This window comes from Hamadaea flava, from assembly GCF_024172085.1.
GTDB lineage: Bacteria > Actinomycetota > Actinomycetes > Mycobacteriales > Micromonosporaceae > Hamadaea > Hamadaea flava.
This window is the reverse complement of sequence record NZ_JAMZDZ010000001.1, coordinates 4,060,709-4,076,950: the sequence shown is the minus strand read 5'-3', so window position 1 is coordinate 4,076,950 and position 16,242 is coordinate 4,060,709. Positions and strand designations below refer to the sequence as shown.

Annotated in this window: 17 protein-coding genes; 9 read left to right on the top strand and 8 right to left on the bottom strand. The window is 69.0% G+C overall.

The genetic code is table 11. From position 1 onward, the window contains the following. Positions 1-168: 168 nt before the first annotated feature. The 5 genes from HDA40_RS19120 to HDA40_RS19100 form a co-directional block, all read right to left on the bottom strand. Positions 169-1,749 (bottom strand): CocE/NonD family hydrolase, encoded by a 1,581-nt coding sequence (locus HDA40_RS19120; RefSeq protein WP_253757774.1) that lies wholly within the window; start codon positions 1,747-1,749, stop codon positions 169-171. Positions 1,750-1,884: 135 nt separating this feature from the next. Then, positions 1,885-2,769, bottom strand: coding sequence for an alpha/beta hydrolase family protein (locus tag HDA40_RS19115; RefSeq protein ID WP_253757772.1), 885 nt, complete (start codon positions 2,767-2,769; stop codon positions 1,885-1,887). A gap of 1 nt (position 2,770) precedes the next feature. Next, positions 2,771-3,598 carry a formate dehydrogenase accessory sulfurtransferase FdhD gene (gene fdhD / locus HDA40_RS19110; RefSeq protein ID WP_253757770.1) on the bottom strand — a complete coding sequence of 276 codons (828 nt, stop codon included), beginning with the start codon at positions 3,596-3,598 and terminating at the stop codon, positions 2,771-2,773. After that, entirely contained in the window at positions 3,595-5,859 is a 2,265-nt protein-coding gene (locus HDA40_RS19105; RefSeq protein ID WP_253757768.1) for an FdhF/YdeP family oxidoreductase, read from the bottom strand. The genes fdhD and HDA40_RS19105 overlap by 4 nt, the downstream gene beginning before the upstream one ends. A gap of 169 nt (positions 5,860-6,028) precedes the next feature. Next, positions 6,029-6,409, bottom strand: a complete 381-nt coding sequence (locus HDA40_RS19100; protein ID WP_253757766.1) for a phage holin family protein — start codon at positions 6,407-6,409, stop codon at positions 6,029-6,031. Positions 6,410-6,571: 162 nt separating this feature from the next. Here HDA40_RS19100 and HDA40_RS19095 point away from each other — a divergent pair, with 162 nt between their 5' ends. The 4 genes from HDA40_RS19095 to HDA40_RS19080 all read left to right on the top strand — a co-directional run bounded on the left by HDA40_RS19095 (position 6,572) and on the right by HDA40_RS19080 (position 10,412). Then, a complete protein-coding gene (locus HDA40_RS19095; RefSeq protein ID WP_253757764.1) occupies positions 6,572-7,861 on the top strand; it encodes an extracellular solute-binding protein in 1,290 nt (429 codons plus the stop codon). A 23-nt stretch (positions 7,862-7,884) separates the two neighbouring features. Beyond that, positions 7,885-8,742 (top strand): carbohydrate ABC transporter permease, encoded by an 858-nt coding sequence (locus tag HDA40_RS19090; protein WP_253757762.1) that lies wholly within the window; start codon positions 7,885-7,887, stop codon positions 8,740-8,742. Beyond that, positions 8,739-9,557: a carbohydrate ABC transporter permease gene (locus HDA40_RS19085; protein ID WP_253757760.1), complete on the top strand. Its 819-nt coding sequence runs from the start codon at positions 8,739-8,741 to the stop codon at positions 9,555-9,557. The genes HDA40_RS19090 and HDA40_RS19085 overlap by 4 nt, the downstream gene beginning before the upstream one ends. A gap of 414 nt (positions 9,558-9,971) precedes the next feature. After that, the gene (locus HDA40_RS19080; protein ID WP_253757758.1) at positions 9,972-10,412 is read left to right on the top strand and encodes a hypothetical protein; all 441 of its coding nucleotides are present in this window, start codon (positions 9,972-9,974) and stop codon (positions 10,410-10,412) included. A gap of 51 nt (positions 10,413-10,463) precedes the next feature. Here HDA40_RS19080 and HDA40_RS19075 read toward each other — a convergent pair whose 3' ends face one another. Then, positions 10,464-11,888, bottom strand: coding sequence for an MFS transporter (locus HDA40_RS19075; RefSeq protein WP_253757756.1), 1,425 nt, complete (start codon positions 11,886-11,888; stop codon positions 10,464-10,466). Positions 11,889-11,984: 96 nt separating this feature from the next. Here HDA40_RS19075 and HDA40_RS19070 point away from each other — a divergent pair, with 96 nt between their 5' ends. From HDA40_RS19070 to crcB, 4 genes are read left to right on the top strand one after another with little or no spacing between them, the layout of a single operon-like run. Further along, positions 11,985-12,719 carry a TetR/AcrR family transcriptional regulator gene (locus HDA40_RS19070; RefSeq protein WP_253757754.1) on the top strand — a complete coding sequence of 245 codons (735 nt, stop codon included), beginning with the start codon at positions 11,985-11,987 and terminating at the stop codon, positions 12,717-12,719. Next, positions 12,716-13,093 (top strand): fluoride efflux transporter FluC, encoded by a 378-nt coding sequence (locus tag HDA40_RS19065; RefSeq protein ID WP_253757752.1) that lies wholly within the window; start codon positions 12,716-12,718, stop codon positions 13,091-13,093. The genes HDA40_RS19070 and HDA40_RS19065 overlap by 4 nt, the downstream gene beginning before the upstream one ends. After that, on the top strand, positions 13,090-13,404 hold the full coding sequence (locus HDA40_RS19060; RefSeq protein WP_253757750.1) for a DUF190 domain-containing protein: 315 nt from the start codon (positions 13,090-13,092) through the stop codon (positions 13,402-13,404). The genes HDA40_RS19065 and HDA40_RS19060 overlap by 4 nt, the downstream gene beginning before the upstream one ends. After that, positions 13,401-13,745 (top strand): fluoride efflux transporter CrcB, encoded by a 345-nt coding sequence (gene crcB, locus HDA40_RS19055; RefSeq protein WP_253757748.1) that lies wholly within the window; start codon positions 13,401-13,403, stop codon positions 13,743-13,745. Before HDA40_RS19060 ends, crcB begins: the two co-directional genes overlap by 4 nt. 324 nt (positions 13,746-14,069) lie before the next feature. Here crcB and HDA40_RS19050 read toward each other — a convergent pair whose 3' ends face one another. Together HDA40_RS19050 and shbA are read right to left on the bottom strand one after the other, a co-directional pair. Continuing rightward, positions 14,070-14,849, bottom strand: a complete 780-nt coding sequence (locus tag HDA40_RS19050) for a hypothetical protein (protein WP_253757746.1) — start codon at positions 14,847-14,849, stop codon at positions 14,070-14,072. Then, positions 14,846-15,421: an RNA polymerase sigma factor ShbA gene (gene shbA, locus HDA40_RS19045; protein ID WP_253757743.1), complete on the bottom strand. Its 576-nt coding sequence runs from the start codon at positions 15,419-15,421 to the stop codon at positions 14,846-14,848. The genes HDA40_RS19050 and shbA overlap by 4 nt, the downstream gene beginning before the upstream one ends. A gap of 94 nt (positions 15,422-15,515) precedes the next feature. Here shbA and HDA40_RS19040 point away from each other — a divergent pair, with 94 nt between their 5' ends. Continuing rightward, positions 15,516-16,088, top strand: coding sequence for an LURP-one-related/scramblase family protein (locus tag HDA40_RS19040; protein ID WP_372502891.1), 573 nt, complete (start codon positions 15,516-15,518; stop codon positions 16,086-16,088). Positions 16,089-16,242: the final 154 nt, after the last annotated feature.

Here is a 16,242-nt window from a genome sequence, read left to right as displayed (position 1 = left end):
TCATGAACCTATGGTCGTGATCGACCGGCGTGGCGTGTCCGCTCGACCCTGATCGACTCCGCGCGACCCTGATCAAGATGCCGCCCCGCCCTCGGGAGAGCGGGCCGCCCGCCCTCGGGAAAGCGGGCCGCCCCGTCCTCGGGAAAGCAGGGCGGGGCGGGCGATGGGTCAGCGGCGGGGGAGGTCGAGCCAGGCGGAGCCGCTGAAGGTGACGTTGGCGAGAGCCCCGTTGTCGTCCAGGTAGAGCGGGTCGTGACCGTCGACGACCAGGGCGAGCTTGTGCCCCGCCGGAACGTTCCAGGCGGTGCCCGGCAGCCGGAGGTCCAGCGTCAGCGGCGAGCCGGCACTCGCACCTCGCCAGCTGATCGGGGCGTGCGTGAGCAGCGATCCGGTCCCCAGACCGTCGACGTCATACACGTACGCGATCAAGGTCCCGTTCGTCGCCGACGGAGTGACCCGGAGGTGGACCGTGGGGATGCCCCGGATCTTCAGGGTGGAGCCGAGGCTGGGGGAGATCCAGACTCCGGCGTGCGTACGGTCCACACCGGGGAGCCAGGCGGTCGGCGGTTGCCCGGTCAGCGCGGTGAGCCCGTTGCTGATCAGCACCACGCCGCCGTCGGCGGTCGTGCCGAGGTCGGTCCAGGTGAACCGCGACCAGCCGGTCGACGGTGTGCCGCCGAGGTCACCGGTGCCGTCCCACCAGTGCACCTCGCCGAGCCCGTAGCGGGTCGTGCTGGTCGACACCGCCGACCACGTCGCGTACGACTCGGCCGCGCCGCCGCCGTTGGGCCGCAGGACGATCGGCGCCTCGGTGTCGACGCCGTTCGCGGCGCCCGCGAGGTAGTGGTCGAACCAGCGCCGGGCCGAGGTCCAGACCGCGTTGTCCAGACCGGCGATCCCGGTCAGCTCCGGGATGGCGTGGTCGCCGGGGGAGAATTCCAGGCGCTTCGGCGTACCGAGCGATCCGTAGAAGTCGACGAGCTGGTTCGGTGGGAAGACGCTGTCGCCGAACGCGTTCGCCATCAGGATCGCGGGCTGGTTCGCGTTGATCCCGGCGAGGTAGGTCTTCGCCGACCGGACCCCGGCGAACGCCAGGACACCGGGCACGTTCCGGTAGTTCCAGAAGTCGCCGATGACCGTGTCGAACTCCGGGCTGGTCCGGCCGAGCAGCAGGGCCGTGCCCTGGAGCAGCGCCGGGGCCTGCTGCCGCCGGGTCTGGTCGCCGTACAGGCTGGCGGCCAGGTCGGACCAGCCGGACAGGGCGGCCACCGCGCGGATTCGGGCGTCGTTGCCCGACGCGATCAGGCTGATGCCCGCGCCGTAGGAGACCCCGCCCATCCCGATGTGCGCGGGGTCGGCGCTGGTGTGCGCCAGCAGCCAGTCGATGACTGTGGACACGTCCCGGATGTCCCTCGGGCCGGCGGTGTCGATCTGACCGCCCGAACTCCACCATCCTCGGGGCGTGTAGGACAGGACCGTGTACCCGGCCGACGCCATGGCCTTGGCCTGGGCGAGGTACTCCAGGTCGTTCAGACCCCAGCTGGACGGGAAGACGACGGCAGGGTGCTTGCCGGCAGTCGTGGACTCGATGACGTTCGCCTTCAGGACGACGCCGTCCGAGGCGGTGATGTCCACAAAGGTCATCGAGGTGGTGCCGGCGTACGCGGGGGCGGCGACGGCGGTGACTCCGGTGGTGACGAGGAGCGTGAGGGCTACAACGGCTGCGCGAAGGGGGGATTGCGTCCGCATTACCGGACGGTAACTTAGGAGTGGTCCGGATCACAATACCGACGAGTAGCAATCTCTACCGATCCCTGCGGATCACGGTTACGCATGCTTCAAACGCCGCTGGAGGCATGCACAACCGTGATCTGCACCCAAAAATCAGAGGTGAGCGTCGAGACCGCGTACGCGAAGCAGCCGAGCGCGAGCGGAGGAGTCCCGATACAGCGCCCACCGCAGGAAGTCCACAGTGGTCGAGGCGACCACGCCGAACTGCGAATCCCGCCGCGACACGTACGGCGAACTGTGCCCGTCCCCGCTCAGCCGGAGGAACGCCCGGGGCCACGGGAGCGCGTCGAACACCGCGCGATCCGTGTACGCCGGAACGACCGGGTCCTTGTCGGCGTGCACGAACAGGATCGGCGCGGGCGTACCGGTGAAGGTCTGGCCGACGCCGAGCGAGTTCCCGGCGAGCACGATCCCAGCGGTGAACCGGGGGTCACGGGGCTGGGCGCTGAACACGCCGACCGTGGTGATCCCGCCCGCCGAGTGCCCGGCCGCCGCGACCGCCTTCAGGTCGAGGATCTTCCGTAGTGGATCCGAGCCGGGCAGCGCGGTCAGCCCGTCCAGCACGGCTGAGACGTCGGCCGGCTGGTTCAGCACATCCATCACGTCGACCTTCGCCGCGCCCGCCGACGTATGCGGGAACGCCGGAGCGGCGATCACGAATCCGGCTGCCGCCCAGCGTCGCAGCAGTTCGGCGTACCCGGTGGGGCTGCCGGTCAGGCCGTGCCCGAATACCACCACCGGGAAGTGCCCGGACGACTTCGGGTAGTACACCGTCGTCGGCAGTTTCCGGTCGCCACGCTGGAATCGGAGGGTGCGGGTCGCGACGGCGAACGACTTCGCGGGCGCGTGCCCGGCGGCGGCCGGCGACGGTGCGATGGCCGTCGGTGCTGCCGGTGACACGGCCACCGGCGCCTCCACCGGCGTCACCGCCGAGCATCCGGCCAGCAGCAGGACGAGAAGGGCAAGAACGCGGCGCACGTCAGGCCGCCGTGATCCGATGTCCGCCGGTGTAGACGTTCATCGATGGCGGCCGGAGGAATCCGACGAGCGTCATCCCGGCCTCCGCCGCCAGGTCCGCGGCGAGCGTGCTCGGTGCGCCCACTGCCGCCACCACGCTCACCCCCGCCATCCAGGCCTTCTGCACCAGCTCGAAGCCGGCCCGCCCGGACAGCAGCAGCACGCGCCCGGCCACCGGCACCCGGCCCTCGCGCAGCTCGCGCCCGATCAGCTTGTCGACCGCGTTGTGCCGGCCCACGTCCTCGCGCGCCGCGATCAACTCGCCGTCCGCGGTGAACAAGGCCGCGGCATGAGATCCACCGGTACGCGTGAAGCCGCGTTGAGCTAGCGCGAGCCGTTCCGGCAAAGCGGCCAGCGTGGCTGGACTGACCGTGACGGCGTCCCCGGTCAGGTCGTACGCCGACCGGGTGCGGATGGCGTCGATGCTCGCCTTTCCGCATACGCCGCAGGAGGAGGTGGTGTAGAAGTTCCGTTCGGCGCCGACGTCCGGGAGCGGGACCTCCGGGGCGAGCACGACGTCGACGACGTTGTAGGTGTTCGGCGTCTCGGCGCCCGCGCAGAGCTGGGCGGTGACGACGTCTTCGGCCGTGCGGATGACGCCCTCGGTGAACAGGAACCCGAGCGCGAGATCCAGCTCGTCACCCGGCGTACGCATCGTCACGGCGAGCGGTTTGCGCGGCTGTCCGGCCGGGCCGACCCGGATCTCCAGCGGCTCCTCCCCAGCCAGGCTGTCGAGCCGGGTCACGGGCGTACCGCCGACCGTGATGTGCGTGATCGGACGGCGCTTCATGGCTGCTCACACGGTTGGAGGCGAACGACGATCTGCTTGGAGGTCGGCGTGTTCGACTCCTTGGCCGTCGCGTCGAGCGGCACGAGGACGTTCGCCTCCGGGAAGTAGGTCGCGGCGCAGCCCCGAGCCGTCGGGTACGCCACCACGCGGAACTGCGGAGCCAGCCGCTCCCCGTCCGGCCACTCGGAAACGATGTCCACATAGGAGGCATCGGCGATCCCGAGCGCGGCGAGATCTTCGGGGTGCACGAAGACGACCCGGCGACCCTGCTTGATCCCGCGATAACGGTCGTCGAGCCCGTAGATCGTGGTGTTGTACTGATCATGGCTGCGTACGCTCTGCAGCAGCAGCCGCCCCTCGGGGACGTCGATCGAGGTCAGCTCGGAGACGGTGAACTGAGCCTTGCCGGACGCCGTGGCGAACCGGCGCTCGTCGCGCGGCGGATGCGGCAGGGTGAACCCGCCCGGCTCAGCGACCCGGGCCTCGAAGTCGTCGAAGCCGGGGATGTGCCGTTCGATGAGCGTCCGGATCTGCCGGTAGTCGGCCTTCCACTCCGGCCAGGGCAGTGCGTCACCCAAGACCTCGGCCGCCAGATCGCAGATGATCGCGACCTCCGACCGCAACTCGGGTCCGGCCGGTTCGAGCCGGCCCTGGGACGAGTGCACGCAGGACATGGAGTCCTCGACGGTGACGAACTGATCGCCACCGGCCTGCTCGTCCCGCTCGGTACGCCCGAGGCACGGCAGGATCAGCGACGTCGTCCCGGGAACGGTGTGCGACCGGTTGAGCTTGGTCGACACGTGCACGGTCAGCTCGCACGAGGCCAACGCGGCCTCCGTGACGGCGGTGTCCGGGCTGGCCGCGGCGAAGTTGCCGCCGAGCGCGAAGAACACCTTGGCCGCGCCGTCGCGCATCGCCCTGATCGCCTCGACGGTGTCGAACCCACGCTCGGCCGGCATGGCCAGACCCAACGCGTCGCCCAGCGCCGGCACCCAGGCCGGGGGCTCGTGCCAGATCCCCATCGTCCGGTCGCCTTGCACGTTCGAGTGACCGCGTACCGGGCAGAGGCCGGCACCCGGCCGCCCGATCATGCCGCGCACCAACTGCACGTTGACGATCTCGCGAATCGTGGCGACCGCGTCCCGCCCCTGCGTCAGCCCCATCGCCCAGCAGACGATCGTCGCGTCGGACTCGGCGAAGTCCCGGGCGGCCGCCTCGATCTCGGCCCGGGCCAGGCCGGTGGCCTGTTCCGTCGCCCGCCAGTCGACGTGCCGCCGAGCCTGCTCGTACGCCTCGAACCCCGCCGTGTACGCGTCGACGAAGGGCTGGTCGATCGCCGCCTCCTTCAGCAGGAGCGAGCCGATCGCCTGGAACAACGCGAGATCGCCGCCGAGCCGGATCTGCAGGAAACGGTCGGCCAACGGCGTACCCGAACCGAGCAGTCCGCGTACACGTTGGGGATTCTTGAAGCGGAGCAGGCCCGCCTCGGGAAGCGGGTTGACCGCGATGATCTTGGCCCCGGACTTCTTGGCCTTCTCCAGGGCCGTGAGCATGCGCGGATGGTTGGTGCCCGGGTTCTGGCCCACGATGACCAGGAGCTTGGCCGCGTGGATGTCGTCGAGGGTGACCGAGCCCTTGCCGATGCCGATCGTGGTGGTGAGCGCGGTGCCGGACGACTCGTGGCACATGTTCGAGCAGTCGGGCAGATTGTTCGTCCCGTACGCCCGCGCGAAGAGCTGATAGAGGAAAGCGGCCTCGTTCGACGTCCGGCCCGAGGTGTAGAACAGCGCCTCGTCCGGCGACCGCTCGCGGAGCTTGCTCGCGGTCAGGGCGAACGCGTCCGCCCACGAGATCGGCTCATAGTGGGTGCCGCCGGGGCGGCGGACCATGGGAGTCGTGAGCCGGCCCTGCTGACCGAGCCAATAGTCGGTCCGGCCGGCCAGGTCGGCGATCGAGTGCTCGGCGAAGAACTCCGGCGTGACGCGGCGGAGCGTGGCCTCCTCGGCGACCGCCTTCGCGCCGTTCTCGCAGAACTCGGCGTGCGCCCGCTTCCTCGGCTCGGGCCAGGCACACCCGGGGCAGTCGAAGCCGTCCGTCTGGTTCACCTTGAGCAGCGTCAACGCCGTCCGGCGTACGCCCATCTCCGCCAGCCCGGCGGTCAGCCCATGCGTGACGCCGCCGACCCCGGCGGCCGCTGACATCGGCGCGCCGACCCGAGGATGCCGCTCGTCCGGGTCCGAGATCGGGGGCTTCTTCGCCATGCTCGCAGCCTAACCCTCGCGTTACCCCCTGGACCCCGGCCCGCTGCTCCGCGCTCCCGCTGCTCCGCGCTCCCGCTGTTTACGCGTTATGCGCTGGATCAGGGTTCCAGGTCGAATCTTGGGGCGTGTTCGACCTGGAACCCTGATCCAGCGCAAGAGAAGCGAGTCGTCAGTCGTTCTTGTTCGAGCCGAAGGCGAGGTTCACGACCCAGCTGACCACGCCGACGATGATCGCGCCCCAGAAGCCGGCCCAGAAGCCGTTGACCTCGAACGGGATGTTCAGGACCCCGGCGAGCCAGCCGACCAGCAGGAAGAGCAGGGCGTTGACGACGAACGAGATGAGGCCGAGCGTCAGGATGTAGAAGACGCAGCCGACCAGCTTCACGATCGGCTTGATGATCGCGTTGACGAAGCCGAAGATCAGCGCCACCAGCAGGTAGGTGCCGATCTTGCCCCAGGTGGTGGTGGCTGTGACGTCGATGCCGTCGACGATCGCCGCGGCGACCCAGAGGGCGCCGGCGGTGACGAGCACCCGGATCAAGAATCCCATATGTCCGATATTGCCGGATAGGAACGGTCCACGGAGGAGATTCCGTTACAACTCGGCTTCATCGGTCCCCTTCGGTTCCCTGAGGTATTGACGAGCGTACGCGTGACTGGTACTTCATCTGTTAAGCAACTTGTCTAACTAACTGCTAGACGAGGGGGAACCATGCCCGAAATGCACTACCCACGGCGTACGCTCCTCGCCGCCGCCGCGCTCCTGCCCCTCACGGCCGCCTGCGACGTCGGCGGGTCGAACTCCTCCGACACCGGCGGCGAGGGCACCGGCGAAGGCAAGATCACCGCCCTGTTCATGCAGCAAGCCGGGTACTCCGAGGCGGACATCCGCGCGATGACCGCCGACTTCCAGGCGAAGTATCCGAAGATCACGGTCGAGCCCACCTTCGTGGCGTACGAGGCGCTGCACGACAAGATCGTGGCGGCCGCCCCGGCGGGCACCTACGACGTCGTGCTCATCGACGTCATCTGGCCGGCCGAGTTCGGCAGCAAGAAGATCGTCACCGACGTGACGAGCCAGTTCCCGGCGGCGTGGAAGACCGACATGCTCGGCGGCGCCCTGAAGACCGCGGAGTACCAGGGCAAGTACTACGGCGTGCCGTGGATCCTGGACTCCAAGTACCTCTTCTACAACACCGAGATCCTCGGGAAGGCCGGCGTCGACGTCGCTACCCTGTCCACCTGGGACGGCGTACTGGCGGCCGCCGCCAAGATCAAGGCGGCGAACCTGGTCAAGCATCCGCTCGTCTGGAGCTGGAAGCAGGCCGAGGCGCTGATCTGCGACTACACCCAGCTCCTCGGGGCGTTCGGCGGCAAGTTCCTCGCCGACGACTTCAAGTCGATCGCCTTCGACAGCGGCGGCGGCCTCGAAGCGCTCAAGTGGATGAAGAAGACCATCGACGACGGGCTTACCAACCCGAACTCGATGGAGTCCCTCGAGGAGGACGTCCGCAAGATCTTCTCCGAGGGCTCGGCCGCGATGGCGCTGAACTGGACGTACATGTTCAACGCCGCGAACGATCCGGCTCAGTCGAAGGTCGCCGGGAAGGTCGAGGTGCTGCCGACCCCGTCGGGTGGCGGCGGCAGCCCGGGCGTCAACGGTTCGATGGCGCTCTGCGTGAGCGGCGGCAGCAAGAACCAGAAGGCGGCCTGGACCTACATCAGCTATCTGACCAGTGCCGAAGTCCAGAACAAGTACGCCAAGAGCAGCCTGCCCTGTTGGGGCAAGTCCTACGACGATCCGGCCGTGGTCTCGGTGTCCCCGAAGATGGTGGCCGCCGCGAAGAAAGAGCTGGCCAGCCTCATCTCCCGACCGGAGGTGCCCCGCTACAACGAGATCAGCCAGATCCTCCAAGCCGAACTCCAGCAGGCCCTGCTCGGGAAGAAAGCGCCGGAGAAGGCCCTGTCCGACGCGGCGGCGCAAGCCAAGTCGCTGCTGTGAGGCGGCAGGCTCCCCTCGCGGCGGTGTTGCTGCTGCCGGCGGCGCTGGTCGTCTTCGGGGTGGTGCTCTGGCCCGCCGGCCGGGCGCTGGTCATCTCATTCCTCGACGTCGACAGCCCGTTCCCGGGGGCGTACCCGTTCGTCGGGCTGCGGAACTATACCGACATCCTGGGCAACCCGCGGTTCTGGGCGGCGGCGCAGCACACGCTGTACTTCACCGTCGCGTCGACCACTCTGGAGGTGGTGCTGGGCCTCGGCCTGGCCCACCTCCTCGCCGCGCCGATGCGGTTCCGCTGGCTGTTCCGGGCGATCGTGATCCTGCCCTGGGCACTGCCGACCATCGTCAACGGCGCGATGTGGCGCTGGATCCTCAACGCGGAGTATGGCGCGCTCAACGCGCTGCTCACCCAACTGCACCTCATGGGCGACTACCGGTCGTGGCTCGGCTCCGATCCGTTCCTCGCGCTCAACATGGTCGTGGTCGCCGACGTCTGGAAGAACACCTCGCTGGTGGCCTTCTTCCTGCTCGCAGGGTTGTCCGCGATCCCGGCCGAACTCGGTGAGGCGGCGCGCATCGACGGCGCCGGCTCCTTCCGGGTCTTCTGGCGGATCACCCTGCCGTTGCTCCGCCCGACGCTGGCCGCCGTACTCGTGCTGCGGGTGATCGAGGCGTTCAAGGTCTTCGACATCGTCTACGTCATGACGGGCGGCGGCCCGGCCAGCGGCACCCAGACCATCACGTTCCTGACCTACCTGCAGGCATTCTCGGCGCAGCGGTTCAGCTCCGGCGCCGCGCTCGCCTACCTCACGGTGGTCGCCGTCCTGATGCTCGCCCTGATCTATCTGCGACTGCTGCGGCAACAGGAGATGAGGGCGTCATGAGGCGTACCCTGGGCGCGCTGACCGCGTCCACGCTGATCCTGGCACCGTTCCTGTGGCTGATCGTCTCCTCGATCGCGGGCCAGACCGATCTGCTGGAACGCCCGCTGCACTGGTGGCCCGAGCACGTCACGCTGTCCCGCTACCGGGAGATCTTCACCGGCCACGAGGGTGTCGCGGCCCAGTTCCGGTCCGCGATGCTCAACAGCCTCATCGTCGGCGCGGGCACCGTCGTCATCTCCGTCTCCGTCGGCACTCTCGGCGGGTACGCCTTGGCGCGGCTGACGTTTCCGTTACGGCGTACCACCTTGCTGTCGTTCCTCGTGACCTACATGTTGCCGCCGATCGTGCTGATCATCCCGCTGTACCTGCTGATGGCCCGGTTCGGGCTGCTCGACACGAAGCTGGGCCTGATCATCGTCTACTGCTCGCTCGCGACCCCGTTCGCGTTGTGGACCATGAGCACGTTCTTCGGCTCCCTGCCGGTCGAACTGGAAGAGGCGGCCCGGGTCGACGGCTGTACGCGTCTCGGCGCGCTCGTCCGCGTCATCCTGCCGCTCGCCCGCCCCGGCGTCGTGGCCACGACACTGTTCGTCTTCCTGCTGTGCTGGGACGAATTCCTGTACGCCCTCATCTTCACCTCCACATCGGACGCGAAAACCATCCCGGTCGCGATCGCCGAGTTCACCGGCCGCAACGCGGTCGACTTCGGGCTGATCGCCGCCGGCGGCGTACTCGCCGCGCTGCCGCCGGTGTTGCTGGCCGTAGTCCTCCAACGCCACCTGATCGCCGGCCTCACCACCGGCTCCCTCAAATAACCCCCCACCCCCACCCCCCACCCCGCGCTCCGCCCCCCGGCTCGCTCCCCGCCCCCCGGCTCGCTCCCCGCCCCCCGGCTCGCTCCCCGCCCCCCGGCTCGCTCCCCGCCCCCCGGCCCCTTTCCGCGCGATCATGAACTAACGGGCGTGATCGACTACGTTTTCGCAGGTCGCCGATCTAGTTCGGCCCTGATCGTTCCGACAGGTTCATGATCGACTCGCTGGCCGGGAACGGCGGCGAGGTCTGAGGTTGATCAGGGAGCTAGGGAGTTGATCAGGGTCGGGCGGACTCGACACGCCGGTTGATCACGACTGTTAGTTCATGATCGCGCGGAAAGAGCCGGGGGGTGGAGGGGGCGGGAAAAGGCGGGGAGGGGTGGGAACCGGGGAGGGGGTGGGAGCGTCGGAGTGCGCATGAGACGAGTCCTGGGGGTCGCCACAGCGGGGGCGTTGGCGGCGATGCTGCTGCTCACGGGGTGTTCGAGCGCTGAGCCGGTCAGCCGGGACGCCACCATCCAGGTGTCCCGGGTGGGCGGCGCGCCGCATGTCGACGACCGGTTGGAAGTGAAGCCGGACGGCTCGTGGAGTTTCACGAACACGGCTGGGCGGCGGTTCAGCGGGACGCTTCCGGCGGATCAGTTGTCCGCGGCGTACGACTTGGTCACGAGTGACGAGTTCGCCGAGGAGATGGTGCAGCCGACGAAGGACATGATGTGCGCTGACGCGCCGGTCGTGACCGTCGTCGCCGGTGGGCGTACGTCGACGTATTTCGGGTGCTTCGAGGACAAGTGGCCGAAGACGGCGGCTCTCCTCGATGTGTTGCAGCGCAACATAACCGTGCCGAACGGGGGCTAGAACGAGACCGGCCGGTCGCTGGGGGTACACGTCCGGCCGGTCTCCACAATCTCACTCCTCTTCGGGCCGGGCGGTCCGGGGGAGCAGGAACACCAGGCCGAAGGCGACCACGAGCAGCCCGAGGGAGATCGTGGTGGTCGTCGTCATGGCGCCGGCGAATCCGTCGTGCACCCGGTTGAAGAAGACGGTGCCGAGGACGGCGATGCCGAGCGCGCCCGCGAACTGCTGGACGGCGTTCAGTACGCCGGAGGCCGACCCGACCTGGTGGTCGTCGACGCCGTTGAGCACGGTGCCGAAGATGGGGCCGAGGCCGAGTCCCATGCCGATGCCGGCGACGAAGGTCGACGGGAGCAGCGCCCAGATCGAGACGGTGTCGCCACCGGCCCAAACTGTGAGGGTGAACGCGCCGAACGCGGCCAGCATGACGCCCAGTCCGATGTGGATGAGCCGGCGGCCCAGTTTGGCGACCAGTCCGTGGCCGGCGATGGCGCCGCCGGCGATGCCGAGTGCCATGGGCGCGCTGGACAGGCCCGCCTTCAGTGGGCCGAAGCCCAGGCCGAGCTGCGTGAACAAGCCGTACGCCAGCATGAAGCCGGTCAGCGCGCCGAAGAAGCCCAGGAACACGGCGAGTCCACCGGTGAACGCCCGGCGGGCGAAGAGCCCGGCCTCGATGAGCGGGGAGTCCGTCCGCCGCCGCTCGTACGCCACGAAGAGGCCGAAGAGCACGATCGATCCGGCCAGCAGGCCGAAGATCCAGGCCGGCCAGCCCTGCTCGCGTCCCTGGATGAGCGGGTAGATCAGCAGCGCGGAGGCGAGGGAGAGCAGCACCATGCCGCCCAGGTCCAGCCGGGGACGGGGTGAGGCAGGGCTGACCGAGGGCATGAACCGCAGCGAGCCGAGCACGGCGAAGAGCACGATCGGGACGTTGATCAGGAAGATCATCCGCCAGCCGGTGCCGAACCAGTCGGCGTCGATGAGTGCGCCGGCCAGGATCGGGCCGCCGACTGCCGACAGGCCCATGACCGGGCCGAACGCGCCGAACGCCTTGCCGATCTCCTCGGGTGGGAACACGGCCTTCAGGATGCCGAAGCCCTGCGGGATCATCATCGCGCCCAGGCCGCCCTGCAGTACGCGAGCCGTGATGAGCATCGCGGGATCTTGAGCGGTGGCGCAGAGGATGGAGGCGAGCCCGAAGCCGACCGCGCCGATCAGGAACATCCGCTTGCGGCCGAAGATGTCGCCGAGCCGGCCGCCGGTGACCAGCATGACCGCGAAGGCGAGGGTGTAGCCCGCGCCGATCCACTGGATCATGCTGTTCGATCCGCCGAGCACCCGGTGGATGCTCGGGGCGGCGACGTTGACGACGGTGGCGTCGAGCAGGTCGACGACCTCCGCGCCGAGCACCAGCCAGAGCACCAGCCAGCGCCAGCGATAAGGCGGCGCGGCGCCGGAGCCCACAGAAGGACCAGAGGTCACGGAAGGAACGGTGTTCGTTTCTGCGGAACGCTGTTCGGTAGTCATGAACAGAGTTCTACGTGACGAACGGCGTTCGTGTCAAGTACAGTGTTCGGCATGACATCAGGCGGCGTGACCCGAGCAGAGGCCGACGACATCCCGGCACCCCCGTGGAAACGGGCGGCGAAGGCCGCGAAACCGGTTCGTCGGCAGCTCAGCCGCGATGCGATCGTGGACGCTGCGTTGCGCGTACTCGATAAGGAAGGCCTGGACGCGGTGACCATGCGTCGCGTCGGGCAGGAGTTGCACACGGGAGCCGCGTCGCTTTATGTCCATGTGGAGAACAAGGAGGAACTCCACCACCTGCTGTTGGACCGCGTGATAGCGGACATTCCACTCGCTGAGCCCGATCCCACCCGGCCGCTGGAGCAGGTCAAGGAATTCGTGCGGAACTCGGTGCGGGTGATGGCCGCGCATCCGGGGGTGGCGCAGATCGCGATGTCGGGCCTGCCGAGCGGGGCGAACGCGCTGCGGATGATGGAGTACCTGCTCACCCTGCTGCGGCTGGCCGGCCTGCCGGACCAGGTGGTCGCGTGGGCCGGGGATCTGCTGGGCGACTTCATCCCCGCGATCGCCCTGGAGCAGAGTTTCTTCCGGCAGGCCGGGATCACCGAGCAGTCGATGGCCGAGCGGGTCGGGCAATATCGCGACTACCTGCTGTCGCTGCCCGCGGACCGCTTCCCGACCCTGCGCTCACTGGCCGCCAACATGGTCACCGGCAGCGGCAACGAGCGCTTCGAGTTCAAGCTCGACGTCATGCTCTCCGGCCTGCTCGCGGTCGCCGCCCGATGATCAAGACCGTCGGGGTCATCGCGCTGGGTGGGATGCTCGGCGCGCTGGCGCGGTTCGGGCTCGGCCTCGCGTTCCCGATCGCGCCGCACGCCTTCCCCTGGACGACGTTCGCCATCAACGTCGTCGGCTGCCTGCTGCTCGGCTTCATCGCCCCGCTCACCGCGGGTCTCGTGCGGCCGTTCCTAGGCACGGGCATCCTCGGTGGCTTCACCACGTTCTCCACCTACATCCTCGAGATTCATCGACTCGTACGCGCAGAGCAGCTCCCGACGGCCGTGGGTTATCTCGGGGCGACCGTGATATCCGCCCTGCTGGCCGCATATCTCGGTGGGGTGGCCGCGGACCGCGTCGCCAATGGGAGGCTGAGGGCATGACGACGCTGCTGCGGTTGACCGTCCTGGTCGGCGAGGACGACCAGTGGCACCATCGGCCGCTCTACACCGAGATCGTGCACCGGGCCCATCAGGCCGGGCTGGCCGGCGCGAGCGTGTTCCGGGGGCTGGAGGGATTCGGGGCGTCCTCGCGTATCCACACGGCGCGGCTGCTCTCGCTCGCCGAGAACCTGCCATGCTCGGTCGTCATCGTGGACACCGAGGACGCCGTCCGAGCCTTCGTGTCCACTCTGGATGACCTGCCGATCGGGCTGGCCATGCTCGACCCGGTCGAGGTCGTACGCCCGGCATGACGGTTCTCCTCGTGGCGCTCGGCGCGGCCTTCGGCGCTCCCTCGCGCTACCTCCTCGACCGTTTCGTCCAGGCCCGGCACGACTCCGTCTTCCCCTGGGGCACCTTCGCCGTCAACGTAATCGGCTCGTTCCTGCTCGGATCGTTCGCCGGCCTGTCGACGCAGTACTTCGCGTTGCTGGGGACGGGGTTCTGTGGTGCGCTCACCACATACTCCACCTTCGGGTACGAGACCGTTCGGCTGGCGCGCACCGGATCCTCCCTGTACGCGCTGCTCAACGTGATCCTGAGCATCATCGCCGGACTCCTCGCCGGCTGGGCCGGCCTAGCCCTCTTCTCCTGACCCTCGCGCGCGCCTCCGCCCCCCGCCGTCGCCCCCCGCCGTCGCTTTCCGCGGTCGCTTTCCGCGGTCGCTTTCCGCGGTCGCTTTCCGCGGTCGCTTTCCGCGGTCGCTTTCCGCGCGATCATGAACCTATGTGCGTGATCGACCGGCGTGTCGTGTCCGTAGCGCCCTGATCAATCCCCCAAGACCGTGATCAATCTCGGGCGTCCGGCCCAGAAGTCGATCAGGGCTCTACGGAGTTGATCAGGATCTGGCGCACACGACACACCGGTCGATCACGACCGTTAGTTCATGATCGCGCGGAAAGCAGCTAACGGGGGGGATTCAGCCGAGGATGGGGAGGGAGGGGAGGGAGGGGAGGAGCGAGGGCAGCGGCGGAAGCGGGAGCAGCCCGCCCTGGCTGGGCGACGGCGACGGGGACGGCGACGAAGGAGCCGGGGTCGTCGACGGGCCCACGCCGGAGGGCCGGGGGGTGGCGCTGTGCGCGACCCCCGAAGGTGCGGTCGGCGAGGCGCCCGGATCCGGGATGACGACGGCGGCGAGTGCTGCTCGCAGCTGCTCGATCCTGGCCGCCAGGCGTTGCCGGTCGGCGGCGTCGGTCACCTTCGGCAGCAGTGCCGCGGCCTTGTCGGTCAGGCTGCGCGCGTCGGCGAACCGGCGGTCGGCGTACGCTGTCGCGGCTTCGTCGAGGTATGCGGTGGCCTGCTGAACCGCGGCTCGGTCGGCGTACACGATCTTCGTGATGGGCCACAGTGGACTGCCTGGTCCCGCGGTGGCGGCGCCGGCGGTGAGCCCGCCGCCGAGGACGACGACCGCTCCGGCGATCGCGGCGATCAGTCGAGCCGAGAACGGCCGCCGAGCCGACCGGGGTGGCTGCGTTGTGGTGGCTGGTCCGTGGGCGGCCACGGCTACCGGCTCCGGCTCATCGGCGGCGACGGACGACTGCCAGGAGGAGAGCATGACCGCGAGCGAGTCGTCGGCCGGCGCGGGCGACCCCGCACCCAGCAGGTCCAGCAGGGCGTCGTCGCGGGCGAGCTGGTCGGCGTCGATCGGCGTACCACCCGGGTCGGCGTCGGGGAAGTGCCCCTGGTTCCGGATCTTCATGCCGCCGGCACCTCATTGAAGACGTCGCCGGCCAGCGTACGCAGTTTGGCCAGGGCGCGGGACTGGGCGACCCGGACGGCGACCGCGGACATGGACAGCACCGAGCCGACCTCGTCCGCGCTGAGTCCGACCGCGACCCGGAGCACGATGATCTCCCGTTGGGTGTCGTTGAGCTGGTTCAGCAGCAGCGCCAGCCGCCGAGCCTGGTCGGCCGAGACGGCCTGCTGTTCGGGGCCGGGGGTGCTGTCGGGGCGCTCCGGCACCGAGTCGACCGAGACGGTCAGCCGCCGGATCGCGCTGCGCTGGGCGTCGGCGACCTTCCGCGCGGCGATGCCGTAGACGAAGGCGGAGAACGGCGCGCCCTGCTGGCGATAGCGCGGCAGCGCCCGCAGAATCGCCACGCAGACCTCCTGGGAGATGTCGTCGGCGGTGGTGTACGCCCCGCCGATCTGGCCGAGCCGGGCGCGGCAGTAGCGGACCACCCCCGGCCGCACGTCGGTGAGCAGGGCTTCGGTCGCCGCGGGCTCGCCGCGTACGGCCCGTTCGACCAGCTCCGATTCCGACCACCCCACGGTCCGCAGGATAACCAACGTTCCAAGGAGGTAAAAGTGGTGCGGACTGCCGTACGCTGACCGCCACTCATCCCTCATGACGTGAGAGGCCCCCGTGGACACCGCAACTTTGCAGCGCCAACAGACCCTGCACATGAAGCAGCGCATCACCCTGATGGTGAACCAGTACGAAATCCACGATTCGGATGCAAGTGGCAACCCGGGCACCCTCATCGCCTTCGCCCAGCAGAAGCGGATGGCGCTGAAGGAGCAGGTCACGCTCTACACCGACAGCACGAAGCAGGCGGTGGTCGCCGGATTCAAGGCGCGCCAGGTCATCGACCTCGGGGCGACCTACGACATCACGGACAGCGCGGGTACGCCGATCGGCACCTTCCGCAAGGACTTCGCCAAGTCGCTCCTGCAGTCGACGTACCACTTCGAGCAGCCGGGTCTCGGCACGATCACCGGCACGGAGCGCAGCCTCCCGATCGCGCTGCTCCGCCGGTTCGTCGCGAGCTGGCTGCCGTACCACTTCGACTTCGTCCGCAACGGGCAGGTCGCGTTCTCGGTGAACCGCAAGTTCTCGCTGCGCGACAAGTACCTCATCACCATCAACGACCCGGAGCTGGACCGCCGCGCTGTCATCGCGATGGCCGTCGCGCTCGACGCCCTGCAGGCCCGCTGACCGCGCGCCCCTCGCCCGCCCCCGCCTGACCCCCCGCCGCCCGCTGACCCCCCCGCAGCGTTGATCATGGAGTTCGCAGCCTCGCCACGCCGTCGAGACCCGGTGAGCAGGGGGCTGTAACACCGCGGCCCTCCCCGGCGATAACCCTTCACCA